We start from the raw sequence: 25,691 nt of genomic DNA on the forward strand, positions 1-25,691 counted from the left end.
CGGCCGATGTGCCGGCCCTTCCGGCGGATCGATCGGCTTCACGACGCCGCCCGTCCGTCCCGGACGTCGTCCGGGTGCGCGAGGCCGAGGTGGTCGCGCAGGGTGGTGCCCTCGTAGTCGGTGCGGAACACGCCCTGCTCCTGGAGCAGTGGCACGACCTTGTCGGCGAAGGGGTCAAGGCCGCCGGGGGTGATGTGCGGGACGAGGATGAAGCCGTCGCTGGCGTCGGCCTGGACGTAGTCGTTGATGGTGCGGGCGACGGTCTCCGGGGAGCCGACGAAGGTCTGCCGGTTGCCGGTGTTGATGACCAGGTCGCGGATGGACCAGCCGTTCGCGGCGGCCAGCTCCCGCCACTCGCGCGCGGTGGCCAGCGGGTCCCGGTACATGCGCACCTGCGCGCGGCCCTTGGAGATGTGGTCGTCGCTGACGTCCGGGTCGATGTCGGGCAGTGGCCCTTCCGGGTCGTACGCCGACAGGTCCCGGTTCCAGACGAATTCCAGGTGCTTGAGGGCGGTGGCGCCGCTGACCTGCTGCCGGCGCACCTCCTTGGCCAGGTCCTCCGCCTCGGCGTCGGTGTCGCCGAGCACGAAGGTGGCGGCGGGCAGGATCAGCAGATCGCGGTGGGAGCGGCCGTACTTGGCGAGGCGGTTCTTGACGTCCGTGTAGAAGGCCTGGCCCTCCTTGAGGGAGGCGTACCGGCTGAAGATGGCGTCGGCGCCGGCGGCCGCGAACTCGCGGCCCTCGTCGGAGTCGCCGGCCTGGAAGATGACGGGACGTCCCTGTGGTGAGCGGGGGACGTTGAACTGGCCGTGGATGTCGAAGTGCTGACCGGTGTGGACGAAGGAGCCGGCCTTCGCGTCGCGCAGGAAGGTGCCGGTGGCCTGGTCGGCGAGGATCTCGTCGCCGTGCCAGGAGTCGAACAGCTCGTTGGCGGTGGCCAGGAACTCCTTGGCACGCGAGTAGCGCTCCTCCTGCGGCAGGAAACCGCCGCGGCGGAAGTTCTCGCCGGTGAAGGCGTCCCAGGAGGTGACCACGTTCCAGGCGGAACGCCCCCCGGAGAGGTGGTCGAGGCTGGCGAACTGGCGGGCGACCTCGTAGGGCTCGTTGAAGGTGGAGTTGATGGTGCCGGTGAGGCCGAGATGTTCGGTGACGGCGGCGAGCGCGGCCAGGATCGTGAAGGTGTCGGGGCGGCCGACTACATCCAAGTCGTAGATCCTCCCGCCCTGTTCGCGGAGCCTGAGGCCCTCGGCGAGGAAGAGGAAGTCGAACTTGGCGCGTTCGGCGGTCTGCGCGAAGTGGACGAAGGAGCTGAACTCGATATGGCTGCCGGCCTCCGGGGCGCTCCACACGGTGGTGTTGTTGACGCCCGGGAAGTGCGCGGCCAGATGGATCTGCTTCAGCGGCTTGCTCATGTCGGTGCGGTCCTTCCGGCTCAGGCGGTTGCGGCGGCTGCGTAGCGGTTGGCGGGGCGGGTCAGGCCCAGCAGGCCGCGCAGGGTGTCGGCCTCGTAGGCGGTACGGAAGGCGCCCCGGCGCTGGAGTTCGGGGACCAGGCCCCGGGTGATGGCGGGCAGGTCGTGCCCGGCCACGGCGGGCCGCAGCCGGAATCCGGTCAGCCCCGCCCCCGCGAACTCCTGGAGCAGATCGGCGAGTTGGGCGGGTGTACCGGCGAAGACGCGTGCGTCGCTGGTGTACGGCTCTGCCGCGAGGGCGTCCAGGCGGGCGCGGCGGTCCTCCGCCGCCGCCCGGTCCTCGTCGAGGAAGACCACCAGGTCGCCGAAGACATGGAGCCGTTCACCGGCACGCCCGGCCGCCTCCTGCTCGGCACGGATCTCGGCGACGATCGCGCGGGCCTGGTCGGCGTCGTGCGGGGTGACGTAGCCGACGTCGGCCTGGCGGGCCACCAGGCGGTAGGGGACGGTCTGGTGAGCGAGGGAGGTGACGAGGGGCTGCCCCTGCGGCGGTCGCGGGGTGATGGAGGGGCCCTTGACGCTGAAGAACCGGCCCTCGAAGTCGATATAGTGCAGCTTGTCCCGGTCGATGAAGCGGCCGGTGGCCACGTCCCGGATCTCGGCGTCGTCCTCCCAGCTGTCCCAGAGCCGGCGCACGACCTCCACGTAGTCGGCGGCCTCGTCGAAGAGTTCGGTGAGCCGTTCCTGTCCGGCCGGGCTCTGGAGTTCCTCCAGGTCGATGGGCGGGAAGGTACGGCGGCCGAAGTGGTCGGCCTCATGCGGGCGGGCGGTGATCTGCACCCGCAGCCCGGCGCGGCCGGTGCTGACGTAGTCGAGGGTGGCGATCGCCTTGGAGATGTGGAACGGCTCGGTGTGGGTGGCGATCACGGTCGGCACCAGGCCGATGTGCCGAGTGAGGGGCGCGATACGGGAGGCGATCAGTACGGCGTCGAGGCGGCCCCGTACCTCGTCGGTACGGCCGTCCGGCTCGCCGTACCGCGAGGACTGCAGGCCGAGTCCGTCCTCGAAGGTGACGAAGTCGAGCAGCCCGCGCTCGGCCTCGGCGACGAGGTCCGCCCAGTAAGCGGCGGTGAACAGGTCACGGGGACGGGCGACTTGCTCGCGCCAGGAGGCGGGGTGCCAGCCGGTGCCGTCGAGGGCGACGGCAAGGTGGAGGTGAGCAGGGGGAGTTGAGGACACGAGGATGCCTTCCTGGAGGTCCGTACGGGATCGCCGGCCCGCGGGGGTCGGGTGTCCGGCGCGGGGACTCCGCCGTGGGGCGGCGGCGGAGTCCCCCGCGCACGATGGTCAGGAGTTGTCGAGCGGCAGTCCGGGCGGGTTGATCTGGGACGTGGGCAGAGCGTCGTTGGAGAGGTTCCAGGCGGCCAGCCACTTGGCGTACTGGCCGTTCTTGATCAGGTAGTTGATCGCGTCGGCGAGCGGCTTCGCGAGGCCGCTGCCCTTCTTCGCGGTGGCCGCGATCAGCCCCTGGAGGCTCGCGCCGGCGCCGGAGTACTGGCCCGCGATCCTGGTCGCGTTGGGCGTGCTCGCGGTCTGCGTGACGTGGTAGGAGAGGTTGGGGCTGGGGCCCAGGTAGGCATCGATCTTGCCGCTGTTCAGGGCCAGGTAGAGGCTGTTGTTGTCCTGGAAGTACTTGATGGTGAGCTTCTTGCCCTCGCTCTCCAGCTTCTTCTTCCACTCCAGCAGGATCCGCTCCTGGTTGGTGCCCGCGCCGACGGAGACGGTCTTGCCCGCGAGAGCCTTGTAGTCCCCGTCGAAGGTCCACGGGGAGGACTTCAGCGTCTCGAAGGCGAGGTCGTCCTTGCGGTAGGAGGCGAACTCGTACTTCTGCTTGCGCTCCTCGGTGTCGGTGATGTTGGAGAAGCCGACGTTCACCTTGCCGCTGTCGATGCCGACGAAGAGGTTCTCCCAGGTGAATCGCTTGACCTCGGGTTGCAGGCCGAGGACGGCCGAGACGAGCCGGGCCAGGTCGACCTCGGAGCCGGTGAGGGTCTTCTGGTCGCTGCCCACGAAGCCGAGCGGCGGAGCGCCGGAGGGCAGGGTGCCGGAGCCGATCACCAGCTTGCCGCTCTTCTTGATCGCGTCGGGCAGTTCGGCGCTGATGGAGTCCACCTCGGAGACCGTGAGGGTGGTCTCCTTGGCGGCGCCGTTGGACAGCCGGCCGACGGTGACCGTGCCGGCGGTGTCGCTCGCCGCGGTGGCCGCGTCGCTGTCGCCACCGCAGGCGGCGAGCCCGGTGGCCAGGGAGGCGACGGCGGTCGCCGCGGTGATGCCGCGTATCAGGCTGCGTCGGGTGAAGTGGGCAGACATGGCTGTTCCTTGTCGCTGGAGGTGGTGAGGACGATGTGGGGGGAGGTCGAGGGGTGCGGCGGGTCAGAGGACCTTGCTGAGGAAGTCCCTGGTGCGCTCGTGCCGGGGCCGGTCGAGGACCTCGGAGGGCGGGCCCTGCTCGATGATCCTGCCGCCGTCGATGAAGACGACCCGGTCGGCGATCTCGCGGGCGAAGCCGATCTCGTGGGTGACGATGACGAGGGTGGTGCCGCTGGTCGCCAGGTCCTTGATGACGGCGAGGACCTCGCCGACGAGTTCGGGGTCGAGGGCCGAGGTGGGTTCGTCGAAGAGGATGACGCCGGGGCGCAGGGCGAGCGCGCGGGCGATGGCCACGCGCTGCTGCTGGCCACCGGAGAGCTGGCGCGGGTAGGCGCCGGTCTTGTCGGCGAGACCGACCCGGCCGAGGAGTTCCCGCGCGAGTGCCTGGGCCTCGGGCTTGCCGAGCCGGCCGGTGGCGACCGGGGCGGCGGCCACGTTGTCCAGGACCGTCAGGTGCGGGAACAGGTTGAAGTTCTGGAAGACGAACCCGATCCGGCCGCGCTGGGTGAGGATGGCCCGCTCGCTGAGCTCCTTCAGCCGGTCGCCCTGCCGCTTCACCCCGATCAGCTCGCCGTTGATGCTGACGTAGCCGATCTCGGGCTTCTCCAGGTGGTTGATGACCCGCAGCAGGGTGGACTTGCCGGAACCGGAGGGGCCGAGGATCACGGTGACCTCGCCGGGGCGGACGGTCAGGTCGACGCCGTTCAGCACGCGGTGGGTGCCGTACCACTTGTGCACGTCGTGGACCTCGACGGTGGCGGCCTCGACGTCCGCCAGGGCGTCGAGCGTCTTGGCGGTCATACGGCGGCCTCCCGGCGGATACGGGCCCGCAGGTCGGTGAGACCGGTGCGGAGCTTTTGCAGCGGCGTCGGCGGCAGGGTGCGAGTGGCCCCGCGGGCGTAGTACCGCTCGACGTAGAACTGGACGACGGAGACGACGCTGGTCAGGATCAGGTACCAGACGGTGACGACCAGCAGCAGCGGCACGATGTCGCCGGGGTACGTGGAGCCCATGGACTGCGCGGTGCCGAACAGGTCGAGCAGGGACACGTAGAAGACCAGCGAGGTGCCCTTGATCAGGCCGATGAGCTGGTTGACGTAGTTCGGGATGATGGAGCGCAGCGCCTGCGGGAAGACGATCCTGCGGAACTGGTAGCCCTTCGGCAGACCGAGGGCGGAGGCCGCCTCGTGCTGGCCCTGGTCGACGGAGAGGATGCCGCCGCGGACCACCTCGGCCGCGTAGGCGGCCTCGTTGAGACTCAGGCCGACGACGGCGACGGCGATGTCGGTGGCGAGCCGGGACTCGTCGAAGCTGAAGAAGGCCGGGCCGAAGGGGACACCGATGCTCAGCGTCTTGTACAGGGCGCTGAAGTTGTAGAGGAAGATCAGCACCACGATGAGCGGGATGGAGCGGAACGCCCACACGTAGGTCCAGCTGACCGCGCGCAGCACCGGGCTCTTCGACAGCCGGGCCAGGGCGAGCAGGATGCCGCCGGCCAGACCCAGCACGGCGCTGTAGGCGGTGACTTCGAGGGTGATGAGGAGTCCGTCGAGGATGTTCGGCCGCAGGAACCAGTAGCCGAAGCGGTCCCACTGGTAGAAGGGGTTGGAGACCAGTCCGTGCGCGAACTGGGCGACCAGCACGAGGACGACCGCGGTGGCGATCCAACGTCCCGGCCGTCGGAGCGGCAGTACGCGCTGGGCGGTGAGGGCTTTCGGCGGTTCGTCGGCGGGCCGTGCCTCGGGGAGGGTCACGGTGGCGCCAGGGGGTTCACTCATGGTGGGCTCCGGCTGGGTGGGAACACCCCGGCAGCGCGACGGCGCGCGGGAGCGCGAACGACGGCGAGGTACCCGGGGCGAGGAGGACAACGGCACACCGCGCGGGCGGTGTTCGTCAGGGGGTGCGGGGACTGCGGGGAGGTGTCAGCCCCGACAGCGGGCGCGGCCCGGTGCGGTACACAGTGCGCTGTTCACGCGGAGCAGATCGACGGCACGATCGGCGACGAGGGGGTTCGCGTACGGCCGTACGCAGCCCGGAGAGCGGCGTGCTGCCGTTCTGGGAGCTGCGTACATGGAGTCACCGTCACTGTTCCGGCCCTGTGGGCCTCGCGCTTACCGAAGCGTCTTCGGTCCGGTCGTCACCTGGGGCACCCCACCGCGATGCGAGGGTTGCCGGTCAGCCAGCCAGGGCTTGTCGCCGACACTCATGACCGTTCTGGGCCGTAGTTAAGTCAATGGCCCGAACACATGTCAACGCCGGTCCACCAGGTGGAACGGTCAAGGGGTCGAGTGTGCCGCCCAGTCCAGGATCTGGACGGCCGCTCCGGCCGCCTCCAGGCCCTGGCAGCGGGCGTGGTGACGGCGGTGGATGCCGTCGAGGTCGAGGTGGGTGCCGAAGGCCGGGTGGGCGGCCAGGCGGCGGGCGTAGGCCCACAGGGCGGGGTGGCCGGCGATGCCCTGGACGGCGGAGGCGTCCAAATGGTAACGGTGCACGGTGTCGAGCTGGACGAGGGTGACCCACAACTCGACGTCGGCCGCAGTGATGTGATCGCCCATCAGATAGGTGCGTCCGTCGAGCCCGCGGTCCAGGGCGCCCAGCGTCTCCAGCAGCGTCGTCAGCGCCAGGCCGCGTTCCGTCGGCTCGCCGCCGGCCGATCCGGCGCGCTGCGCCGCCTGTTCGACGCCCCCCGCGCACATCCGCTCGACCTCCGCGATCTCCGGCTCCGCGCCGCACGGGTAGAGCGGGAGACGGTCACCGCCGAACCGGCGGTCGAGGTCGCGCATGATGTCGGGGGCGTGGGTGCTGACGATCCGTCCGGACCAGTCGTCGCTGAGCACCGGTCCGACGGCCGGACCGGCGTACCGGTGGGCGCTGGCCTCGTACAGCGGCCGCAGCGCCGAGTGGCCGCCCTCGGGGCGGTCGGGGACGGGCGGCAGGAAGGTGACGGGACAGATGGTGTCCAGGCCGAGCAGGCCATGGGTGATGGCGATGCGCAGGCCGTCGGGACAGGCGGTCGACAGATGCAGGCGGTAGCGGCCCGGAACGGCGTAGTGGCCGCTGCGCGCGTCCCGGCCGATCCGGCCCCGGAAGGCGGGTGCGGGTCGGTCGGAGGCGTGGGCGGCCAGCGGTGTGACGGTCATGACTCTCCCCGGGAGCGGGCGCGGACGTACGCGCGGCGGAAGCGACGTCTTTCGAGGGAGCACGGCTCAGCCGTGGGCGCCGGGCGGGTGCGAGCCCTGCTCGCGGGGCGCCGCCGGCACGGGACGGGCGCGGCTCAGCCCTGGGACCTGATCGCGCTGCAGACGCGCAGCAGATCGATGTGACGGCGGGAGGTCAGAAGAGGCGAACGGATCACGCGGACGGTGACCGACTCCAGGCGCCTCATGTTTCCCTACCTGTTCACTAGGATTCCCACAGTGAGTGTCGATCCACCCGGCATCGACGTCAAGAGGGCCGTCCCGCATCGCGGACGCCCACCGGCCCCGCCGGCGTCGTGGGCCTTCCTCTCGTGACGTGCGCGGGCGCGCGGGCGGACTCCCGCCGCTTCAGGTTGGGGAAGCGGCGGGAGTCGCGCGCGGACCGGGCCCGGGGAGCCGGTCGGGCCGGCAAGGCGGGTCAGTCATGGAACTGGTTCGCGGGGACCGGCAGCCCGTAGTGCTCACGGAGCGTCGTGCCCTCGTACTCCTCTCGGAAGAGACCCTTGCCGCGCAGGATCGGCAGCACGTGCTCGATGAAGGCCGCCAGGCCCGACGGCAGCGCGGGCGCCATGATGTTGAAGCCGTCCGCCGCACCGCCCTCGAACCAGGTGATGATCACGTCCGCGACCTGCTCGGGCGTGCCGACGAACTCGAAGTGGCCGCGGCCGCCCCCGAGCCGGGAGATGATCTGGCGGACCGTGAGCCGCTCGCGCACCGCGAGCTCGATGATCAGGTCGGAACGACTCTGTGAGCCCTCCAGCTTCGGCCGGGCGAGGATGAAGTCCGGTAGGGGCTCGTCGAGTTCGAAGACGGAGGGTTCGGTTTCGAACACGGCGGCCAGCTGGCGCAGTCCGTACTCCGGGACGCGCAGCTCGTCGAACTGCCGCGCGAGCGCCCGTGCTTCCTCCTCCGTCGACCCGATGTACGGGACGATGCCCGGCAGGACGATGACGCCGTCCGGGTCGCGGCCCGCCGCCCTGGTGCGCGTCTTGATGTCGGCGTAGAAGCCGGCCGCGCGCTCGTACGTCGTGTGGGCGGTGAAGATCGCCTCGGCGTGGCGGGCCGCGAAGTCCTTGCCGTCCTCCGAGGAGCCGGCCTGGACGAGCAGCGGGTAACCCTGCGGCGGTCGCTCGACATTGAGCGGGCCGGCCACCTTGAAGTGGCGGCCCCGGTGGTCGAGCCGGTGCAGGCGCGCGGGGTCGGCGTAGCGTCCCGTGGCCCTGTCCGCGACGACGGCCTCGGACTCCCAGCTGTCCCACAGCGCCTTGGCCACCTTCAGGAACTCGTCCGCCCGGGCGTAGCGCTCGGCGTGGCCGGGGCGGTCGTCGAGGCCGAAGTTGGCGGCCTCGTCGGCGCCGGCCGAGGTGACGATGTTCCAGCCGGCGCGGCCGCCGCTGACGTGGTCGACGGAGGCGAGCCGGCGGGCGAGGTTGTACGGCTCGTTGTAGGTCGAGGACACGGTCGCGATGAGGCCGATCCTGCTGGTCGCCTGGGACAGGGCGGTGAGCAGCGTCAGTGGTTCGAGCTGGCCCGGGGGCCGGAACTCGCCGGTGCCGATGAGGGCCGGGCCGTCCGCCAGGAACAGCGAGTCGAACCTGGCGCTCTCGGCGAGCTGTGCCAGCTCGATCCAGTGCCGCAGGTCGAAGTCGGCGCGGGGGTTGCTGTGCGGGAGCCGCCATGCCGCCTCGTGGTGGCCCGCCTCCATGAGGAAGGCGTTGAGATGGAGTTGACGTCGTGGAGCGCTCATGAGGTGACCTTCAGCTTGGAGCTGTCGTAGCCGGCCGGAAGAAGGTTGTCGGTGATCGACTTGACGTCGACCGTCTTGGTGATCTGGCCTGCCTCCAGGAAGGCGTCGGCGAGCTTCTGCTCGGCCGCGATGTCCGACGTCTCCACCGGTGTCACGCGGGTCTCGAACGCCTTGACGGAGGCCTTGGCGTCGTCGAGCGGGATGCCCTCCTCCTTGGCGAGGGCCTCGGCGTACTTGTCCTCGTGCTTGATCGCCCAGGCGAACTCGCTGGCCAGCCGCTTCAGGACGTCCGTGAGCGCCGCCCGCTTGGTCGTGTCGTCGAGCGACTTCTCGCTGGCGACGTAGTAGCTGCTGGTCTGGTCGATCGGCGGCAGGCCCTTCGCCAGGATGCGCGCGCCGTTCTTGACCGCGATCGCGGACTGGGGATTCCAGATCGACCAGGCGTCCACCTTGCCGGTGTTGAACGCGGTGGCGCCGGCCGCCGGGTCCAGGAACACCAGCTTCACGTCCTTGGGGGTGAGGCCGACGCTCTTGAGTGCGTTGAGGGCCAGGCCGTGGGCCGAACTGCCCTGCGGGACGGCGATCTTCTTGCCCTTGAGGTCCTTGAGCGACGTCAGCGACGATCCCTTGGGAACGATGATGTTCTCGTTGGACTGGGTGGGCGTGAGCGAGCGGTTGACCGCGACGACCTTGAAGCCGTACTCCTTCGCGGCGCCGGTGATCGGCGGCACGTCGCCGACGCTGCCGAGGTCGATGTCGCCCGAGGCGGCGGCCTGCACGAGCGGCGGGCCGTAGGTGAAGCGGGCGAACTTCACCTTGTAGGGCGCGCTGTCGAACGCGCCGGTGATCCGCGCCAGTTCCTGGCTGCCGTCACCGCCGTTGTCGCCGATGGTGAAGGTGTACTTGCTCCACTCGGGGTGCTGGGCCTCGCTCGCGTCGACGGCTTTGCTCAGCGGCGGGGTGGAGTCCGAGGAGGATCCGCAGGCGGCGAGCGTACCCGCCAGGGTGAGCGAACCGACGGCGCCGATGAGTCTGGTCGTTCTCTTTCGCATGGGTTGTCGTGTCTTTCTGTGCTGGGTGAGGGTGTTCGGGAAGGTCAGTGCTGTCCGGCGAGGCCGAGGTCGCCCAGGAGGCGGGCGCGGAGCTCCTCGCGGGCCGCGCTCGACTCGCGGTCCGCGGCGGAGAGGCCGACCTCGTGCGAGGCGCCGATGCGGCCGTTGCTCATGACGACGACGCGGTCCGCCAGGGCGATCGCCTCGTCGACGTCATGGGTGACCAGCAGCATGGCCGCGTGGTGCTTGCTGCGCAGCGCGCGGACGAGGTCGTGCATGCGCAGCCGGGTGATGGCGTCCAGAGCGGCGAACGGCTCGTCCAGCAGGACGAGTTCGGGCTCCGACACCAGTGCACGGGCGAGCGACACCCGCTGGGCCTCGCCGCCGGAGAGCTCCTTGGGCCATGCCTTCTCACGGCCCGGGAGACCGACCTCGGCGAGCACCTCGCGGGCCCGCTCGTCCGCGTCGGGGCCGTGCAGGCCGAGCGTGACGTTGCGCAGGACCCGCTGCCAGGGCAGCAGGCGGTCGGCCTGGAAGACGATCGCCCGCCGTGCCGGAACCTCCACGCGCCCGCCGTCGGGCCGGTCGAGCCCTGCCAGCAGCCGCAGCAGGGTGCTCTTGCCGCAGCCGGAGGGGCCGAGCAGGATCACCAACTCCTCGTCGGCGATGGTGAGATCGAGGTGGTCGAGCACGACCCGGTCACCGAACCGGCGGACCACCTGCTCGACGACGGCTCCGGTTCGCCGGCGGGGCTCCGACGCGATGGTGCCGCTCATGACGCCTCATATCCGGGTCGCCACCGCAGCAGCACCCGTTCCAGAGCCCGGACGAACTGGTCGGCGAGCAGACCGAGGAGCGAGTAGATCACCAATCCCACGAAGACCTGGTTGGTCTGGAGGTAGGTCTGCCCCTGAGTGATGAGGAAGCCGAGTCCCTTGTCGGCGTTGACCGTTTCGGCGGCGACGAGGCCGAGGACGCTGTACGCCAGGGAGAACCGCAGGCCGACCAGGAACCCGGGCAGGGCTCCGGGCACCAGCACGCGCGTCACCAGGCGCCAGTTCCCGGCGCCCGTCGTGCGCGCCATCTCGATCAGCCGCTGGTCGACACCGCGGATCGCCGCGAACAGGTTGAGATACATCGGGACGCCGGCGCCGAAGGAGATCAGCAGCACCTTGGTGAGTTCGTCGATGCCGAACCACACGATCATCAGCGGCAGTACGGCGAGGAGGGGGATCGTGTTGAGCACCTGGACGACGCCGTTGAACAGGTACTCGCCGCTGCGCAGCAGCCCGCCCAGCACACCGGTGACGATGCCCACGGTCAGACCGATCGCGAGACCGATGCCGGCCCGCTGCAGCGAGATCGCCAAGTCCGGGCCGAGCACGCCCTGTCGCCACAGATCGGCGGCGGACTTCGCGATCGACGTCGGCGCGGGGGCGTAGGTCTTCGACACCGCTCCGGCCCGGGCGAGGATCTCCCAGGCGAGGAGGATCGCGACCGGGGTGGTGTAGATGCCCAGCGGCCAGCGCAGGCGGTCGCGGAGTGCGCTGAGCGGCGTCCGGCGGCGGGCGTCGCGCGGCAGGAAGACCTCGCGTTCCCGCACGCCCGTCGGCGTGGCGTGCGGGCCGCCGGTGACGGCGGGAGCCTTCAGGCTGAGCTCGGTCATGCCGCCACCGCCGACGCGCTGCTGTAGTGCGAGGCGTCGCCGACCAGTTGCACGCTGCGGCGGCCGTCGACACCGGTCGGCACCTCTCCCGCGACCGTGACCCGGTTGAGGCGGCGCGGGTGGTCGTCGTAGTTGTCCACCGCGTAGTGCTGGGTGATCCGGTTGTCGAAGATCAGCAGCTGGTTCGGGGACCAGGTCCAGGTGAGGAGGTTCTCCGGACGGGTCACGTACGACTGCAGGATGCGCAGCAGGTCCGCCGAGTCCGCGCTCGGCAGGCCGACGATCCGTTTGGCGAATCCGCCGATGAACAGGCCGCGTTCACCGGTCAGTGGATGCACCCGCACCACCGGGTGCTCGGTCTCGTAGGGCGTGGAGACGAAGACGCGGTCGTACTCCTGTCGTTCGGCCGTGGCGGCCGCGGGGCGCGCGTAGTCGTACTGGTTGGTGTGCACGACGCGCAGCGTGTCCGCGAGGGCGCGCAGCGGTGCGGGCAGGTCGCGGTAGGCCGCACCGGCGTCGGCGATGAGGGTCTGGCCGCCGTAGGGCGTGGTCACGATGGACCGGAGCGTGGTGAGCTGCGGCGGGTTGACCACGAAGGTGACGTCGGTGTGCCACTCGTTGGCCTTGGACGTCGCGCTGTCGACGGCGAGGACGTGCGTGGTGCCGTCGGTGGCCGGCACGTTCGGGTGGGCGGTGGTGAGGTCGCCGAACCACCTGGCCACGCGCTCCTGACCGGCGTTGTCGAGGTCGACGTCGGTGAAGACGATCGCCTTGTGTTCGTTGAGGGCGTCACGCAGCGCCGTGACCGTCGGGACGTCGGGGGGCGCCGTGAGGTCGACGCCCTCGACGACCGCGCCGATGCGGGCGGTGAGTTTACGGATGGATGGGGACATGAGGGGATCCCTCCCGGGCGGATGGGCACACCAAGGGGTGCTGGGGGACGGCGAGTTGGGTGAAAGGGTGTGGAGCCGCGCGGCACGGATCGACCGCACGGAGCAGCGGCGTTCTCAGCAGCGGCGACGGCGTACGCGAAGGGGCTCCCGGCTCATACGAGTTCCCGGCTCATACGGGAAGCAGATGAGAGGGAGAAGGAGAGGGGAGCCCTCAGAAGAAGGAAACGACGATCCCTTGCCGCGTCAGCGACAACACGACGCGCTGGAGGCGTGCGCCAGATCGATGTGGCGCCGCCGAGTGAGGTCCACGCGCGGGTTCATAGGACGGGAGTTCAGCAGAGGTCCACCGTGTCGGTCAATGCCTTCCCGGACGGGTCTTGCATTGCGGACACGGAGAGGGTGAGCGCAGTACGCGTTCGGGGCTTACGACCTGATGACACCCACCCTGCCGCTGCACGACCTGACGGTGCTCCGGGCGACGCCCTTGGGGGCGGCGCTGTCAGCCCAGCCTGTCGAGTGCGATGAGGATGTCGGCCGGTTCGGCGCGAGTGGTGTAGTCGGAGTCGACGAAGGCCCAGCGGATCACGCCGTCCCGGTCGATGACGTAGGTCGCGGGGATCGGCAGGGTGCGGGCGTGGCCGGCGTTGGAGCGGTGGAGGTCGATACCGAGGCCCTCGTAGACGGCGGCGAGGTCGTCCGGCAGGTCGAAGGCGAGGCCGAACCGCTGGGCGGTTTCGCAGCCGATGTCGCTGAGCACGTCGAAGGCCAGCTCGTTCTTCTCCGCGTGCGACAAGGACTCGTCGGGGGTCTGCGGCGAGACGGCTACCAGACGGGCACCGCGGGCGGTGATGGCGTCGTGGTGCTGCTGGAGGGATCGCAGGGCGATGTTGCAGTAGGGGCACCAGGCGCCGCGGTAGAACGTCAGCACGACCGGCCCGTCGGCGAGCAGTTCGTCCAGGGCGACGGTCTCCCCGGTGGCCGATGGCAGGCTGAAGGACGGGGCCTTGGCGCCGACGGTCAGAGCCTCGTCCGCCTGGCCCGAGGCGGCCAGCTCGCGGGCCGCGCGCTGCATGACGGCGCGGACGTCCGCGGGGATCTGCTGCCGGCGGCTGTCGAAGAAGGCGCGCAGTTCGGCGTTGACGCTCACGGGTCTCCTCACGAGGGATCATCTTGGAATGGTCGTTTCAAGATAGCGAGGGCGGTGCACTCCACGTCAATGGGCGAGGCGATATCTTGGAACCATCAGTTCAAGATGACGGAATGAGACCGCATGCCGGACGTCAAGCACTTCGACCCCGACGCGACCCTGGACACCGTGGTACGGCTGTTCTGGCGGCAGGGCGTGGCCACCACCGGGATCCAGGACGTCGTGAACGCCACCGGGCTCAGCCGCTCCAGCCTGTACGCGACCTACGGCGGCAAGCAGGAGCTGTACCGCGCCGCCCTCGAACGCTACGTCCAGAACCGCTCCCGGCCGCCCCTCAGCCGCCTCGAAGAGGACGACCGCGGACTACCGGCCGTCACCGACTTCTTCACCGCCCTGATCGAGACCCGCTGCACCGGCGAGTACGCCCGGTGGGGCTGCATGGTCTCCAACGCGCACGCCGGCACCGAGAACAGCGACCCCGAGGTGCGCGCCCTCCTGGACCGCCAGCACCAGCGGCTGCGCGACGCCCTGCACACCGCGCTCCTCTCGGCCCGACGCCGGCGGCAACTCGCCGAAGAAGTCGACCCCGGAGCCGCGGCCGACATCCTGGCGCTCCTCGCGCACGGTGTGAACCTGCGCTCCCGCGCCGGGGCGGATGCCCAGCAACTCCGGGCGACCGTCGCGGCGGCGGTCACCGCCGTGACCCGCAGGCGGTGACCTCCTCGCATCGCCGCACCCTCGCCTAGCGGATGACCGAATCTGACAGAACCCCGTCATTGCGGACATGACCGGGGCGGCGGAAGGATCGGGGCATGCCCGAACCGCGCACCGTCGTCATCGCCGCCTTCCCCGGAGTCGAGTTGCTGGAGGTGACCGGCCCGGCGGAGGTCTTCTCCGTCGCCTCCCGCCTGGTGGAAGGCGACGCACCCGGATACCGCGTCGAGATCGCCGCCGCCCAGGCCGGCCCGCTGCCCACCGCCGCCGGGATCAGCCTGATCGCGGCGCGGTCGCTGGCCGAGGTGGGACCGGCCATCGACACCCTCCTCGTGGCCGGCGCCCTGGATCACGCCGACGGACGCCACCAGGCCGTCGTCGACCAGGACGTCGTCACATGGTTGGCCACGGCGGCCCCGGCCGCACGCCGCGTCGGCGGTGTGTGCGCCGGCGTCCACCTGCTCGCCGAGGCCGGGCTCCTCACCGGCCTGCCCGCCACCACCCACTGGCTCACCGCCGACCAACTGGCCGCCCAGCACCCGGACATCGCGGTCGACCCGGAGCCGATCTTCATCCGGGCCGGGCAGATCTGGACCTGCGCGGGCGTGACCGCGGCCATGGACCTCGCCCTCGCCATGGTGGCCGAGGACCACGGACCGACGGTCGCCCTCGACGCCGCCCGCGCCATGGTGATGTACGTCAAACGCCCTGGCGGCCAGACGCAGTTCAGCGTGCCGCTCTCGCTCCAGGCGAGCGCCGACGACCGCATCGATGAACTCCGCCGCTGGATCGACGACAACCTCGCCGAGCGGATCCCGGTCGAGGCCATGGCCGCCCGCCTGAACCTGAGCGTGCGCCACTTCGCCCGGGTCTTCCGCGACTGCACCGGCCGCACACCGGCCGACTACCTGGAGGCGGTCCGGGTGGAGGCGGCCCGCCGTCTCCTGGAGGAGTCCTCGCGCAGCCTGCCCGACATCGCCGCCGCCAGCGGACTCGGGTCGGTCGAGACCCTGCACCGGGCCTTCCGCCGCCGCCTGGGCGCGACCCCGGCCGAATACCGGCGCCGGTTCCGCCCCCACGCCACCGCCCGATGAGCCCCCATCACTCCCTCCCCCGAGGAGCACGCCGTTGCCCCGCACCAAGATCATCCCCATCCCCGTCCTGGGGCGGCACGCCGTCAATGCCTACCTACTGCTCGGCCGTCACCCGGTCATCGTCGACGCCGGAACCCCCGGCAGCGGCCGGCGCATCACCGAACAGGTCGCCGCCCACGGTGTCGACCCGCAGGACATCCGCCTCATCGTCGTCACCCACGGCCACATCGACCACTACGGCTCCGCCGCCGAACTGCGCCGCCTCACCGACGCGCCGATCGCCGCCCACGCCGCCGACCTCGGCCCCTACCGCAGCGGCCGGGTACGCGAACCGTATCTGCCCACCGGGCCGATGGGACGGCTGATGGCCCGAAACCCGAAGCTCCACGAACAGGCCGAACCCTTCGAGCCCGACCTCCTGGTCCACGGCGAGACGGGGCTCGCGGACTTCGGCGTCAACGGCCGGATCATCCCCACTCCCGGCCACACCGCCGGCTCCGTCTCCGTCCTCACCGACGACGGGGAACTGGTGGCCGGCGACCTGATCGCCAACTCCTTCATGGGCCTGCTCAAGGGCCGCCCCGCCAACCCGCCGTTCCACGACGACCCGCTCGCCAACCTCGCCAGCCTCCGCGCGATGCTCGCCCTCAAGCCCGCCCGGCTCCACGTCGGCCACGGCACGACCGTCGACCCGGCCCGCGCCGAACGGTGGGCTACGGCGGAACAGCGCAAGCTCGAACGCCGAGCAGCCCGCGGCCGCATGCGCCCGTCGGCGGAGCGTGCCGAGTAGCCAAGAGGGCACACAATCGAACGCGCCAAGCAGGGCACCCTTGCCAAGGAAGTCGACATCTCTCTCCCGCGCGGATCCCAACGCGCCCAGACAAGAACGCCCGACCGGAGCGATAGATCCCATGTCTGCTCACATCATTGTGTGCGGCACCTCTTGACCCTCTGGTTCGCCGCAGGCAATCTCTTCCTGGTTCTGGCTAGTTGCACGCTCGGTCGCACCCTGCAGGTCGCCTGGACGCACCCCGCCGCATTCATCCAATCAATCGATCGGCGCCATCGGCGGGACCGTACACACGCGAGCTGCACGGCGTCTGACAGAACTGAACGCAAAGCAACACCACACCAAGGAGGCTTCGTGAATGTCGCGACGACACGGCTGCTTCGCCACCGGAAGAACGCTTCCCCCGCCCCGGAAAGACGGCCGGGCACCCACCGCGGCCGCCTCCTGCCGGCCCGGCGCCTGATCGCCGGAGTGACGGTCTTAGCCCTGGCGCTGCTGGGACTGCTGGCGGGCGGCGCGGCCACTCCGGTGCAGGCCGCCACGACGGCGTCGGCCACCAGCCAGTTCCACGGAGTGAACTGGGCGGACCCCAACGACAACTTCATCACCGGCCCGAACATCCCCGTCGGCCTGTCCACGTCGGACGACTACGCCACCACGTACACGAAGTCCACGGCCATCCTCAAAGGCTTCCAGGGACTGGGGGCCAACACCGTCCGCATGGGATTCAACGCGGCGACCACCTCGGGAACCTGGTGGGGCAGCTACACCGCGGCGCTGGACGCCGCCACCGCGCTGGGCATGAAGGTCATCGTCGCGCCGTGGCTACAGAACGGAAAGGTCAGTGACACCGCGTCGTTCTACGCGATGTGGGACACGATGATCAACAAGTACGGTGCGAAGAGCAACTTCTACTTCGACATCATGAACGAGCCGTACGGCTACAACGCCACCGACCTCACCGACTTCGAGGCCGGCTGGCTGGCGCACTACCCCAGCCTCCCCCGTGACCACGTGATCGTCCCCGGCCTGTGGTCCGACCAGAACCTGTGCGCCGTCGGCGCCGACTCCCGGCTGTCCGGCACCCTGCTGTCCCTCCACATCTACAGCATGTTCGGGATCTCCCACACCACCGAGGCCGACTGGGTCAAGGAGTTCACCGACAACCTGTGCGGCTATGCCGATCGCACCGTATTGACCGAGTTCGGCGTCCCGATGAACACCGGCGTCGACTACAACGGCCCCAAGGACGGCACCAACAACATCTCCTACCTCTACGCCATCAGCGACACCGTACGCAGCCTCGGCATCGGTTCCGTCCTGTGGACAGGCGTCAAGGAGACCAACCAGACGCAGGGCCCCGGTCCCTGTGACAACGCCTCCTGCGCCATCACCTCGCTGAACGGCAGCGGCACCAACCTGTCCCTGACCCTCAACAACCGGTCCGGACTCGACCGCCTCCAGTGGGGCTGGGGCACCGGCACCAACCCCGGAGGCGGCAGCGGCGGCGTACTGCGCGGCGTCGGCTCCAACCGCTGCCTGGACGTGCCCGGCGCGAGCACCACCAACGGCGTGCAGACCGCGATCTGGGACTGCGGCGGCGGCACCAACCAGCAGTGGACCCCCACCTCCGCCAAGGAGTTGCGGGTCTACGGAAACAAGTGCCTCGACGCCTACGGCTTCGGAACCTCCCCGGGTACCAAGGTCGTCATCTGGGACTGCACCGGCGGCACCAACCAGCAGTGGAATCTCAACAGCGACGGCACCATCACCGCCGTCCAGTCCGGTCTGTGCCTGGACGTGACCGGAGGCTCCACCGCGAACGGTGCCCTCGTCGAGCTGTGGACCTGCAACGGCGGCAGCAACCAGAAATGGAGCCGCCGGTAACACGGAAGGAGCGGCGCCGGGGGCCCGGTGGTGCCGGAGCCCCCGGCACGGACGCTCAAGTCCTTTGCACCGACCGTCGGTTCACGCTCCGGAGTCGTAGCAATGCGGAGGGGAAAGCGCAACGGCGACCGGATACCCTGCGCGAGACAGCAGCCTGTCAGGGAGGCGAAGCGTGACCGATACCAGCAACACCCGACCCGCCGACAGCGACGCGCCGGCTCCGCGGCAGAGCCGACTGCATCGCCTGATGCGCTACCTTCCCTTGATCGCCCCCGTCCTGCTGTGGACCGTGCCCTGCTGGGTGCTCCTGTACACCGGCCAGCACTGGCCGCTGCCCGTCACGCCGGTCGGCACCGTGCTGTTCGTCCTCGGCCTCGTCGGTATGCCGCTCGCGATGGTGCGCGGCCACGGCCGGCGCCAGCAGGACGGTGCGGCGATCATCGGTGACACCCTGCTGGGCACGAGCTGGGTGCTGTTCACCTGGTCCGTTCTGCTCGGCGTCTTCTTGCGGCTCGCCCTGACCGTGGCCGGTGTCGGCGAGAGTCAGGACCGGGCCCGCATCGTCACATGGGCCGTCCTCGGCGTGACCGCCGTGCTGCTCGCCTGGGGGTACGCGGAGGCCCGCCGCGTCCCACGGGTGCGGAGACTCGACGTGCGACTTCCGCGGCTGGGCGCGGGGTTGGACGGCCTCCGCGTCGTCCTCGTCACCGACACCCACTACGGCCCGCTCGACCGCGCCGGCTGGTCGGCACGGGTGTGCGAGACGGTGAACACCCTGGAGGCCGACCTGGTCTGCCACACCGGCGACATCGCGGACGGCACCGCCGAACGCCGCCGCGCCCAGGCCACCCCCCTCGCCACCGTGCGGGCCACCCATGGCCGCGTCTACGTCACCGGCAACCACGAGTACTACAGCGAGGCCCAGGGCTGGGTCGACCTGATGGACGAGCTGGGCTGGGAGCCGCTGCGCAACCGCCATCTGCTGCTCGAACGCGGAGGCGACACCCTCGTGGTCGCCGGCGTGGACGACGTCACCGCCGAGTCCTCCGGCCTGGCCGGCCACGGCTCCGATCTCGCCGGCGCCCTGGACGGCGCCGACCCCGAGCTGCCCGTCCTGCTCCTGGCCCACCAGCCCAAGTTCATCGACCGGGCGGCAGCCGCCGGCATCGACCTCCAGCTCTCGGGCCACACCCACGGCGGCCAGATCTGGCCCTTCCACCACCTCGTCGGCATCGACCAGCCCGCCCTCGCCGGCCTCAGCCGCCACGGCGCCCGCACCCTCCTCTACACCAGCCGCGGCACCGGCTTCTGGGGCCCGCCGTTCCGCGTCTTCGCCCCCAGCGAGATCACCCTGCTCGTGCTGCGCTCCCCGGACCTGCCCGCCTCGTCGTAGGCCGACTCACCTTCCACCGCGGATACGTTCCCGCAGGTCAGCGGACCCTTCCCCGCGGCTTCAGCGGCGTCGCCGGCAAGGCGGGAGCAGGGAGCGGCTCCCCGTCGTAGCCCTTCACCTCGCCGAAGCGGGTGCCGGTCATCCAGTCCTGGCGGGCCTGGACGATCTCCTCCTGTGTCCGCCCGATCCAGTTCCAGAACATGATCAGCTCCTCCTCGAACGGCTCGCCGCCCAGGAGCATCAGGCCCGCGTCCGACTCGGCGCGCAGGGGGAGTTCGGTGCGGCCGCAGCCGAGGTAGAGCATCGAGCCGGGCAGCACCGGCACGCCGTCCACATGTGCCTCGCCGGACATGGACAGCACCGCGTACTCGAAGTCCGGCTCCAGCGGCAGGCGTACGTCCGCGCCGCGCGCCAGCGTCAGGTCGGCGCCGACGATCGGGGTGTACGCCGTTCCCGGCGAGGTCGCTCCGTCGAGGGAGCCCAGGATGAGCGTCGCCCGTACCCCGGGCGCGGTGACGACCGGCAGGTCGGCGTGGTGCTCGAAGTGCGGGTCGGTGTGCCGGTGGCTGTCGGGCAGGGCGACCCACAGCTGGGCGCCGTGCAGGAGGCGGGCGTGGGGCCGCGGGCTCTCCTCGGAGTGGCTGATCGCCCGGCCGGAGGTCATCAGGCCCAGCTCGCGCGGGCGGATCGTCTGAAGGCTGCCGGTGGAGTCGCGGTGGAGCACCTCGCCCTCGTGCAGCCAGCTCACCGTCTGCAGGCCCATGTGCGGGTGCGGCGGCACCTGCATGCCGGGCTCGTCGGCGATGTCGTCGGGGCCGTAGTGGTCGACGAAGCACCAGGCGCCCACCATGCGGCGGCCCAGGTTGGGCAGCAGCCTGCGGACCTCGGTGGACTCGCCGAGCTGCACCCGGCGCGGGCTGAGAAGTTCGCGCACCGGTTCCGCCACGACGAAACCCCGGCCGCCGCACACGGCGGGAACCGCCTCGCGATCAAGATTGCTCATGCCGACAAACCTAGTCCCGCCGGGGCCGTTACGTCAGTCCGTCCCACGCCGATCAAATAGTAGCCATGGACATAGTAGCCATGTACTCTATTCCTCATGAGCAAGGCTTCCCCGGGCCCCACGCCCGGCTTCCTGGTGTGGCGGCTCGCCAACAAGTGGCGTGTCGCGGTGGACCGAGCGGTGGCCCCGCTCGGACTCACCCACGCGCAGTACTCCCTGGTCGCGTCACTGCACGGCATGCAGCGCACCGGCGAACGGCCCAGCCAGCGCCGGCTCGCCGACCACACCGGCCTGGAGGCGCTGTACGTCTCCAAGCTGGCGCGCACCCTGGAGTCGGCCGGCCTGATCGAACGCACCCGCGACCCCCGTGACCCGCGTGCCGTGCAACTCGCCCTCACCGAGCGGGGCCAGGACGTCACCCGGCAGGCCATCACCGTGGTCCACGACCTGCTGGAGCGGCTGCTGCGACCGCTCGGCGGGCTCGACGACCCACGGACGCGGGCGTTCACCGAAGAGCTGACCGCCCTGCTCGACGCACCCCTCGATCCAGCCGCAGACGACGACCCACGCGACGAACACCCACGCAACGACGACAGCACTCAGGGGACGACATGACCACCACCGCACCCATCGCCGACGCCCGCGCCCTCGCTCTCGCCCACTACGCCGCTCGCGGCGTCCTGGAGCACGTCCTGGCCCGGTACGGCGCCACCTTCCAGGAGCAGGTCACCCTGCGGGCCGCCATCACCGCGGACGCCCCGCAGACGCCGGACGAGCTCGTCGCCCAGGTGCGCGGCTCGCTCAAGGCCGCCGAGGCGGAGGTCCGCGCCACCGTCGACGACCTGCTGGCCCAGGAGCTGCTCGTCGCCGACGGACCGCACCTTCGCCCCACGGACGCCGGACGCGAGCTGCTCGCCACCATCGCCGCCGAGACCGCTCCGCTCAGCGCCCGGGTCTGGGGCGGCATCCCCGCCGAGGACCTGGCCGCGGCGGGCCGTGTCCTCGCCCTGGTCACCGAGCGCGCCAACGCCGAACTCGCCGCGCTGACCTCCTGACCCCGAGCGGCAGACCCCCGGGGAAACTGTTGGTGGAATATTCAACCAACAGTCGGGGTTGACGGCGCCGAAGGAGGTCACGAGTGGACACGACATACAACGCCCCCAGCACCACGTACTACGACCACGGCACGCCGGCGGAGCGCTGGGAGCGGGCGCGGATGTTCTTCGACGCCAAGGACTACGCCGCCGCGGCCCGCGTCCTGCACGCGCTGGTCGCGGAGGTTCCGGAGCAGACCGGACCGCGGCTGCTGCTGGCCCGCGCCTACTACCACTCGGCCCAGCTGGTCCGCGCCGAGGCCGAGTTGCGGGTCATCGTCGAACGCGACCCGGTGGAGCACTACGCCCGGCTGATGCTGGGCCGCACCCTCCAGCGCCAGGGACGGGCCGACGAGGCGGCGTCGCATCTGCGCATCGCCTCGGCCCTGGCGGGCGAGTTCGAACAGATCTGACCCGGCGAGACCCACGCGGGCCCGGCCTCCACGACGAGGAGGCCGGGCCCGACGGGTGCGCGGGGTCAGCCGGAGACGCGCCGGCCCTTGCGGTGGGCGATCTCGCCGAGGACCACGTCCACGACGAGGAAGCCCGCCAGCGGAAGGCCGAGCAGCGGCAGGAAGTAGCCGAGGACCGCGATCGCCGCCATCAGCGGCACCAGGACGTACGGCGGAACCCGCTGCCACGCCCCGCGCGGGACGGGCCGGCCGAAGGCGGAACCCCGGCCGCGCTGCCACCACATGCGGTAGCCCCACACGATCAGCAGGATCAGGGCGAGCGCGAGCAGCATCAGGGCGATCTGGTTGGCCAGGCCCAACAGGGTTCCGGTGTGCAGGTCGATGCCCCAGCGGGTGAGCTTGGCGAGGACGGGGAAGTCCGCGAACCGCAGGACGTCGGTGACCTTGCCGGTGGCCGGGTCGACGGCGACGGCGTCCTGCTTCTCGGGCCAGCTGCGCCCCACCTGCTTGACCACGTACGCCGTTCCGGTGTCGGCGGGCGGCACGATCTCCACGGGGTCGCCGAGCCCTTCGGCGCGCGCGGCCGCGAGGACCTCGTCGAGGCCGGCGCCCCGCGTGGCGCCGCCGGCCGGGGCGCCCCCGCCGTGCTCGGCGTGCGGGTCCCCGGAAGCGCCGGAGCCGCCCGGGCCGCCCGATTCGCCGGACAGGGACGCCGAGACGGACGGGGTGGACTGCCGCAGTGAGGCCCGCAGGTCGTCGATGTTCGCCCCGGCGTACGTCGACCAGGTCAGTCCGGTCGCGGACAGGAAGAGGAAGCCGCCGGCCGCCCACGCGCCGAGGGTGCCGTGCAGGCCGAGCGTGCGCCGCCGCCCGCCGGTGCCGCGCACCGTGCGCAGCGCCCGCCGGCGGGAGAACCACAGCACCAGCCCGCCTCCGGCGATCACCCACAGCCAGCTCGCGGCGAACTCGCTGTAGAGGCGGCCGGTCTCGCCCAGGTGCAGGTTGCGGTGGAGCCCGGAGATCCAGGTGCGCAGCGGCAGCGCACCGGTCGACCCGTACTGCTCCAGCGCGCCGCGCACCTCCCCGGTGTACGGGTCGACGAACACGGCGAGCTTGTGCTCGGGGTCGACCCCCTCGACGCCGGAGAGCAGTACCCGGGTGCTGGCGTCGGCCTCCGGGGAGGGCCGCACGGCCGCGACGGAGCCCTCGGGGTGTGCCTTGCGGGCCGCGGCCACCTGCTGGGAGATCGGCAGCTCGGTGCCGCCCGCCGGCACGGTCATCTCATGGGCGTACACCCACTTCTCGACCTGGAACGAGCCGGCGTACAGCAGTCCGGTGACGGCGGCGACCAGCAGGAAGGGGGCCACGAGCAGGCCGGCGTAGAAGTGCAGCCGCAGCACCAGGGGCCGCAGCGGGGCCCACATGCGGCGGGACGGGGAGGGGGCCGGCGCGGCCGCGGGTGGCGGGGCCTCGTCGGTGGGCATCGAGGAGACGGTGGTCATCGGGGGTTCTCCAGAGTGGGGACCGGGACGCACCAGTGGTCGGACCGGATCCCCGCCGAGTTCCCGCCCCCTCAAGTGACCTGCGCCACACGTTCATCGCTCGCCCCGCCCCTCCCCGTGGCATGCTGGCTCGATGTCATCACCACGCAGTCGTACGTCCCTTGCCGACCGCGTCGAGGAACTCCTCGCCCCCGGCGGCCCCCTGCCCATCGTCGCCGCGGGCGACCCCGTGCTGCGCGCCGGAACCGAGCGCTACGACGGCCAGTTGGGCCCCGCGCTCCTCGCTCGCTTCGTCGAGGCCCTGCGGATCACCATGCACGCGGCCCCGGGCGTCGGGCTGGCCGCCCCCCAAGTGGGGGTCCCGCTGCGGATCGCGGTGATGGAGGATCCGGCGACGGTGCCGGAGGAGGTACGGGTGGCCCGGGGGCGGGTGCCGCAGCCGTTCCGTGTGCTGGTGAACCCCTCGTACGCACCCGTGGGCACGGCCCGTGCCGCGTTCTTCGAGGGCTGCCTGAGCGTGCCGGGTTGGCAGGCCGTGGTGGCGCGGCACGCGCGCGTACGGCTGACCGGTGCGGACGAGCACGGACGGCCGGTGGACGAGGAGTTCGACGGGTGGCCGGCCCGGATCGTCCAGCACGAGACGGACCACCTGGACGGACTGCTCTACCTCGACCGGGCCGAGCTGCGCTCGCTCTCCTCCGGCCAGGCGATGGCCGAGCGCTGGGCCCAGCCGACGCCCGAACAGGCCGCGGCGGCCCTGGGATTCGACCTGCCGGACCCGCTCCGGCCCTGACGCACCGTCGCTACGGGCCGCCCGCCAGCACGATGCTGGTCACCTCGTGCACGCGCCCGGCGTTCACCCGGTCCCCCACGCTCACCCGCCAGGTTCCCGGGGACGGCAGGGTCAGGCGGGTGCCGTAGCGGCCGTCGCCGTGGTTGCGCAGGGTTCTGGGCGGGACGGTCCGGCCCGTCTCGACGTCCTGCGCTCCGACGGACAGCGGCAGCCGGTCGTCGTCGGCCGTCACCTCCACCGGGCACTCGCCGGCATCGGCGACCTCGGGCACGTCGACGGTCAACTCCCGCCGTCCGTCGAGGAACGCGCGCGGATCGCGCGCGGTGAGCAGGGCCTCCAGCTGGGTGAGCAGGGCCCGTTCGTTCTGCAGCGCCCCGTGCTTCTGGGCGAAGAAGCGCACGGTCGAGTCGTCCGTCGACTGGGCCGGGAAGCAGGAGAAGCGGGGGACCGTTCCGTCGCCGAAGTGGTCGGTGCCGTCGAGTTCGCGCCGGCCGTCGAGGCCGTCGGCCGTGAGCCGCGCGGACTGGCGGGTGGGCTGGCGGTAGCCGCCGAAGACGTGCAGCGCGTAGCCGTCGCCGTCGGCGCGGTCCAACTCCTCGTGGAGGCGCAGCGCGTCGGCGGCCAGGCCGGTGTCGACGCCGGAGACGCGGGCGCCGTCCAGGGCCGAGCGCCCACCGTCCGCGTCGGCCAGGCAGCGCCAGGTCGGCAGCAGTTGGTGCAGCGACGGCAGGGAGCGCGCGAGCCGGGTGAACGGCTCGGACAGCCGGCCCAGCCCCGGGGCCACTCCCCCGTGCAGTGTGGTGAGCGCGTTCACCGAACCCCGGTACGGCGTGCCGATGGTGACCAGGGTGCGGGTGTGCGCGCGACCGCCGAGGACGTCCAGGTAGTAGCGGGCCACCAGGCCGCCCATCGAGTGGGCCACGAACACCGCGCGCGCCGCCGGATCTCCGCAGCGCTCCCGCCAGGCGGTGAGCGCCGGTTCCACCCGGGCGGCGAGCCGGCGGGCGTTCAGCCGGACCGAGAGCCGCCAGTCGTACGGGAACGGCAGGAGGTTGCCGGCCCGCTCGGACAGGCCCAACCGCCGTTCCAGGAAGGCCAGCAGGGTGCCGTACCCGTCGATCGCGGAGACGCCCGGAAGGATGTGCAGGCCCTCGATCAGGCCGGTGGCCTCGACGCCGTCGCCGGGGTCGGCGTCCCCGATGTCCCGGGGCAGGGTCAGCGCCCGTACCCCGTCCAGCCCGGACAGCGCGTGCCGGCCGGCCACCGCGAGCGTGTGGTTCCAGACCTGGCGCCCGTCCTTGGCCAGGACGCTGCCCATGATGCCGGGCAGCACCACGACCAGGTCCGTCACCGGAAGTGTCGGCACCGATTCCCCCCGTAGCCCGATCCGCCGTAATATGCGCCTGGTTGACGGCAGGTCACATGCTAGGACCTGACCGGGACGCCAGGGGGCACGGCGACGGGG

25 protein-coding genes and 1 riboswitch are annotated in these 25,691 nt (G+C 71.2%); of the genes, 9 read left to right on the forward strand and 16 right to left on the reverse strand.

What is annotated here, in order from left to right:
* Positions 1-38 precede the first annotated feature (38 nt).
* From ACZ5NW_RS21070 to ACZ5NW_RS21130, 13 genes are all read right to left on the reverse strand, one after another.
* Positions 39-1,412, reverse strand: a complete 1,374-nt coding sequence (locus tag ACZ5NW_RS21070; RefSeq protein WP_468745383.1) for an NtaA/DmoA family FMN-dependent monooxygenase — start codon at positions 1,410-1,412, stop codon at positions 39-41.
* Between the two features lie 20 nt (positions 1,413-1,432).
* Positions 1,433-2,650, reverse strand: a complete 1,218-nt coding sequence (locus ACZ5NW_RS21075) for an LLM class flavin-dependent oxidoreductase (RefSeq protein WP_468745384.1) — start codon at positions 2,648-2,650, stop codon at positions 1,433-1,435.
* A 108-nt stretch (positions 2,651-2,758) separates the two neighbouring features.
* Positions 2,759-3,781, reverse strand: a complete 1,023-nt coding sequence (locus ACZ5NW_RS21080) for a transporter substrate-binding domain-containing protein (RefSeq protein ID WP_468745385.1) — start codon at positions 3,779-3,781, stop codon at positions 2,759-2,761.
* A gap of 63 nt (positions 3,782-3,844) precedes the next feature.
* Positions 3,845-4,642 (reverse strand): amino acid ABC transporter ATP-binding protein, encoded by a 798-nt coding sequence (locus ACZ5NW_RS21085; protein ID WP_468745386.1) that lies wholly within the window; start codon positions 4,640-4,642, stop codon positions 3,845-3,847.
* The gene (locus tag ACZ5NW_RS21090) at positions 4,639-5,619 is read right to left on the reverse strand and encodes an amino acid ABC transporter permease (protein WP_468745387.1); all 981 of its coding nucleotides are present in this window, start codon (positions 5,617-5,619) and stop codon (positions 4,639-4,641) included. The genes ACZ5NW_RS21085 and ACZ5NW_RS21090 overlap by 4 nt, the downstream gene beginning before the upstream one ends.
* Positions 5,620-5,943: 324 nt before the next feature.
* A riboswitch (SAM riboswitch) is annotated at positions 5,944-6,052 on the reverse strand.
* 65 nt (positions 6,053-6,117) lie between these two features.
* A complete protein-coding gene (locus ACZ5NW_RS21095; RefSeq protein ID WP_468745388.1) occupies positions 6,118-6,981 on the reverse strand; it encodes a glutathione S-transferase C-terminal domain-containing protein in 864 nt (287 codons plus the stop codon).
* Positions 6,982-7,115: 134 nt separating this feature from the next.
* Positions 7,116-7,226: a putative leader peptide gene (locus ACZ5NW_RS21100; protein WP_468745389.1), complete on the reverse strand. Its 111-nt coding sequence runs from the start codon at positions 7,224-7,226 to the stop codon at positions 7,116-7,118.
* A 230-nt stretch (positions 7,227-7,456) separates the two neighbouring features.
* Complete coding sequence (locus ACZ5NW_RS21105; RefSeq protein WP_468745390.1) at positions 7,457-8,785, reverse strand: LLM class flavin-dependent oxidoreductase; 1,329 nt, start codon at positions 8,783-8,785, stop codon at positions 7,457-7,459.
* A complete protein-coding gene (locus ACZ5NW_RS21110; protein ID WP_468745391.1) occupies positions 8,782-9,837 on the reverse strand; it encodes an aliphatic sulfonate ABC transporter substrate-binding protein in 1,056 nt (351 codons plus the stop codon). The genes ACZ5NW_RS21105 and ACZ5NW_RS21110 overlap by 4 nt, the downstream gene beginning before the upstream one ends.
* A gap of 44 nt (positions 9,838-9,881) precedes the next feature.
* Positions 9,882-10,613: an ABC transporter ATP-binding protein gene (locus tag ACZ5NW_RS21115; RefSeq protein ID WP_468745392.1), complete on the reverse strand. Its 732-nt coding sequence runs from the start codon at positions 10,611-10,613 to the stop codon at positions 9,882-9,884.
* On the reverse strand, positions 10,610-11,503 hold the full coding sequence (locus tag ACZ5NW_RS21120) for an ABC transporter permease (RefSeq protein WP_468745393.1): 894 nt from the start codon (positions 11,501-11,503) through the stop codon (positions 10,610-10,612). The genes ACZ5NW_RS21115 and ACZ5NW_RS21120 overlap by 4 nt, the downstream gene beginning before the upstream one ends.
* Positions 11,500-12,396 (reverse strand): TauD/TfdA dioxygenase family protein, encoded by an 897-nt coding sequence (locus ACZ5NW_RS21125; protein WP_468745394.1) that lies wholly within the window; start codon positions 12,394-12,396, stop codon positions 11,500-11,502. The genes ACZ5NW_RS21120 and ACZ5NW_RS21125 overlap by 4 nt, the downstream gene beginning before the upstream one ends.
* 499 nt (positions 12,397-12,895) lie before the next feature.
* Positions 12,896-13,543 carry a peroxiredoxin-like family protein gene (locus ACZ5NW_RS21130; RefSeq protein ID WP_468745395.1) on the reverse strand — a complete coding sequence of 216 codons (648 nt, stop codon included), beginning with the start codon at positions 13,541-13,543 and terminating at the stop codon, positions 12,896-12,898.
* A gap of 123 nt (positions 13,544-13,666) precedes the next feature.
* Here ACZ5NW_RS21130 and ACZ5NW_RS21135 point away from each other — a divergent pair, with 123 nt between their 5' ends.
* The 5 genes from ACZ5NW_RS21135 (at position 13,667) to ACZ5NW_RS21155 (ending at position 19,421) form a co-directional block, all read left to right on the forward strand.
* Positions 13,667-14,260 carry a TetR/AcrR family transcriptional regulator gene (locus ACZ5NW_RS21135; protein ID WP_468745396.1) on the forward strand — a complete coding sequence of 198 codons (594 nt, stop codon included), beginning with the start codon at positions 13,667-13,669 and terminating at the stop codon, positions 14,258-14,260.
* Positions 14,261-14,355: 95 nt separating this feature from the next.
* Positions 14,356-15,351 (forward strand): GlxA family transcriptional regulator, encoded by a 996-nt coding sequence (locus ACZ5NW_RS21140; protein ID WP_468745397.1) that lies wholly within the window; start codon positions 14,356-14,358, stop codon positions 15,349-15,351.
* 34 nt (positions 15,352-15,385) lie between these two features.
* Positions 15,386-16,141, forward strand: coding sequence for an MBL fold metallo-hydrolase (locus ACZ5NW_RS21145; protein WP_468745398.1), 756 nt, complete (start codon positions 15,386-15,388; stop codon positions 16,139-16,141).
* A 471-nt stretch (positions 16,142-16,612) separates the two neighbouring features.
* Positions 16,613-18,028: an RICIN domain-containing protein gene (locus ACZ5NW_RS21150; RefSeq protein ID WP_468745399.1), complete on the forward strand. Its 1,416-nt coding sequence runs from the start codon at positions 16,613-16,615 to the stop codon at positions 18,026-18,028.
* 172 nt (positions 18,029-18,200) lie between these two features.
* Positions 18,201-19,421, forward strand: coding sequence for a metallophosphoesterase (locus tag ACZ5NW_RS21155; protein ID WP_468745400.1), 1,221 nt, complete (start codon positions 18,201-18,203; stop codon positions 19,419-19,421).
* Positions 19,422-19,458: 37 nt separating this feature from the next.
* Here the strand turns inward: ACZ5NW_RS21155 and ACZ5NW_RS21160 are convergent, their stop codons facing one another.
* Complete coding sequence (locus ACZ5NW_RS21160; protein ID WP_468745401.1) at positions 19,459-20,424, reverse strand: pirin family protein; 966 nt, start codon at positions 20,422-20,424, stop codon at positions 19,459-19,461.
* A 96-nt stretch (positions 20,425-20,520) separates the two neighbouring features.
* On the opposite strand from ACZ5NW_RS21160, the gene ACZ5NW_RS21165 reads away from it, so the two are divergent.
* From ACZ5NW_RS21165 to ACZ5NW_RS21175, 3 genes are all read left to right on the forward strand, one after another.
* Entirely contained in the window at positions 20,521-21,039 is a 519-nt protein-coding gene (locus ACZ5NW_RS21165; RefSeq protein WP_468745402.1) for a MarR family winged helix-turn-helix transcriptional regulator, read from the forward strand.
* On the forward strand, positions 21,036-21,479 hold the full coding sequence (locus ACZ5NW_RS21170) for a MarR family transcriptional regulator (protein ID WP_468745403.1): 444 nt from the start codon (positions 21,036-21,038) through the stop codon (positions 21,477-21,479). Before ACZ5NW_RS21165 ends, ACZ5NW_RS21170 begins: the two co-directional genes overlap by 4 nt.
* Before the next feature lie 161 nt (positions 21,480-21,640).
* Entirely contained in the window at positions 21,641-21,931 is a 291-nt protein-coding gene (locus ACZ5NW_RS21175; RefSeq protein ID WP_468745642.1) for a tetratricopeptide repeat protein, read from the forward strand.
* Positions 21,932-21,996: 65 nt separating this feature from the next.
* Here ACZ5NW_RS21175 and ACZ5NW_RS21180 read toward each other — a convergent pair whose 3' ends face one another.
* Positions 21,997-23,433, reverse strand: coding sequence for a PepSY-associated TM helix domain-containing protein (locus ACZ5NW_RS21180; protein WP_468745404.1), 1,437 nt, complete (start codon positions 23,431-23,433; stop codon positions 21,997-21,999).
* A 133-nt stretch (positions 23,434-23,566) separates the two neighbouring features.
* On the opposite strand from ACZ5NW_RS21180, the gene ACZ5NW_RS21185 reads away from it, so the two are divergent.
* Entirely contained in the window at positions 23,567-24,226 is a 660-nt protein-coding gene (locus ACZ5NW_RS21185) for a peptide deformylase (RefSeq protein WP_468745405.1), read from the forward strand.
* Between the two features lie 10 nt (positions 24,227-24,236).
* On the opposite strand, the gene ACZ5NW_RS21190 is transcribed toward ACZ5NW_RS21185, so the two are convergent.
* The gene (locus ACZ5NW_RS21190) at positions 24,237-25,592 is read right to left on the reverse strand and encodes a lipase/acyltransferase domain-containing protein (protein ID WP_468745406.1); all 1,356 of its coding nucleotides are present in this window, start codon (positions 25,590-25,592) and stop codon (positions 24,237-24,239) included.
* Positions 25,593-25,691: the final 99 nt, after the last annotated feature.

It is taken from the genome of Streptomyces sp. NPDC032126 (assembly GCF_055580085.1).

Bases quoted from the DNA above. Each gene is read 5' to 3' on its own strand.
- ACZ5NW_RS21070 (WP_468745383.1), bottom strand. From the start codon at position 1,412: ATGAGCAAGCCGCTGAAGCAGATCCATCTGGCCGCGCACTTCCCGGGC.
- ACZ5NW_RS21080 (WP_468745385.1), bottom strand. From the start codon at position 3,781: ATGTCTGCCCACTTCACCCGACGCAGCCTGATACGCGGCATCACCGCG.
- ACZ5NW_RS21085 (WP_468745386.1), bottom strand. From the start codon at position 4,642: ATGACCGCCAAGACGCTCGACGCCCTGGCGGACGTCGAGGCCGCCACC.
- ACZ5NW_RS21090 (WP_468745387.1), bottom strand. From the start codon at position 5,619: ATGAGTGAACCCCCTGGCGCCACCGTGACCCTCCCCGAGGCACGGCCC.
- ACZ5NW_RS21095 (WP_468745388.1), bottom strand. From the start codon at position 6,981: ATGACCGTCACACCGCTGGCCGCCCACGCCTCCGACCGACCCGCACCC.
- ACZ5NW_RS21100 (WP_468745389.1), bottom strand. From the start codon at position 7,226: ATGAGGCGCCTGGAGTCGGTCACCGTCCGCGTGATCCGTTCGCCTCTT.
- ACZ5NW_RS21105 (WP_468745390.1), bottom strand. From the start codon at position 8,785: ATGAGCGCTCCACGACGTCAACTCCATCTCAACGCCTTCCTCATGGAG.
- ACZ5NW_RS21110 (WP_468745391.1), bottom strand. From the start codon at position 9,837: ATGCGAAAGAGAACGACCAGACTCATCGGCGCCGTCGGTTCGCTCACC.
- ACZ5NW_RS21115 (WP_468745392.1), bottom strand. From the start codon at position 10,613: ATGAGCGGCACCATCGCGTCGGAGCCCCGCCGGCGAACCGGAGCCGTC.
- ACZ5NW_RS21120 (WP_468745393.1), bottom strand. From the start codon at position 11,503: ATGACCGAGCTCAGCCTGAAGGCTCCCGCCGTCACCGGCGGCCCGCAC.
- ACZ5NW_RS21125 (WP_468745394.1), bottom strand. From the start codon at position 12,396: ATGTCCCCATCCATCCGTAAACTCACCGCCCGCATCGGCGCGGTCGTC.
- ACZ5NW_RS21135 (WP_468745396.1), top strand. From the start codon at position 13,667: ATGCCGGACGTCAAGCACTTCGACCCCGACGCGACCCTGGACACCGTG.
- ACZ5NW_RS21140 (WP_468745397.1), top strand. From the start codon at position 14,356: ATGCCCGAACCGCGCACCGTCGTCATCGCCGCCTTCCCCGGAGTCGAG.
- ACZ5NW_RS21160 (WP_468745401.1), bottom strand. From the start codon at position 20,424: ATGAGCAATCTTGATCGCGAGGCGGTTCCCGCCGTGTGCGGCGGCCGG.
- ACZ5NW_RS21165 (WP_468745402.1), top strand. From the start codon at position 20,521: ATGAGCAAGGCTTCCCCGGGCCCCACGCCCGGCTTCCTGGTGTGGCGG.
- ACZ5NW_RS21170 (WP_468745403.1), top strand. From the start codon at position 21,036: ATGACCACCACCGCACCCATCGCCGACGCCCGCGCCCTCGCTCTCGCC.
- ACZ5NW_RS21175 (WP_468745642.1), top strand. From the start codon at position 21,641: ATGTTCTTCGACGCCAAGGACTACGCCGCCGCGGCCCGCGTCCTGCAC.
- ACZ5NW_RS21180 (WP_468745404.1), bottom strand. From the start codon at position 23,433: ATGACCACCGTCTCCTCGATGCCCACCGACGAGGCCCCGCCACCCGCG.
- ACZ5NW_RS21185 (WP_468745405.1), top strand. From the start codon at position 23,567: ATGTCATCACCACGCAGTCGTACGTCCCTTGCCGACCGCGTCGAGGAA.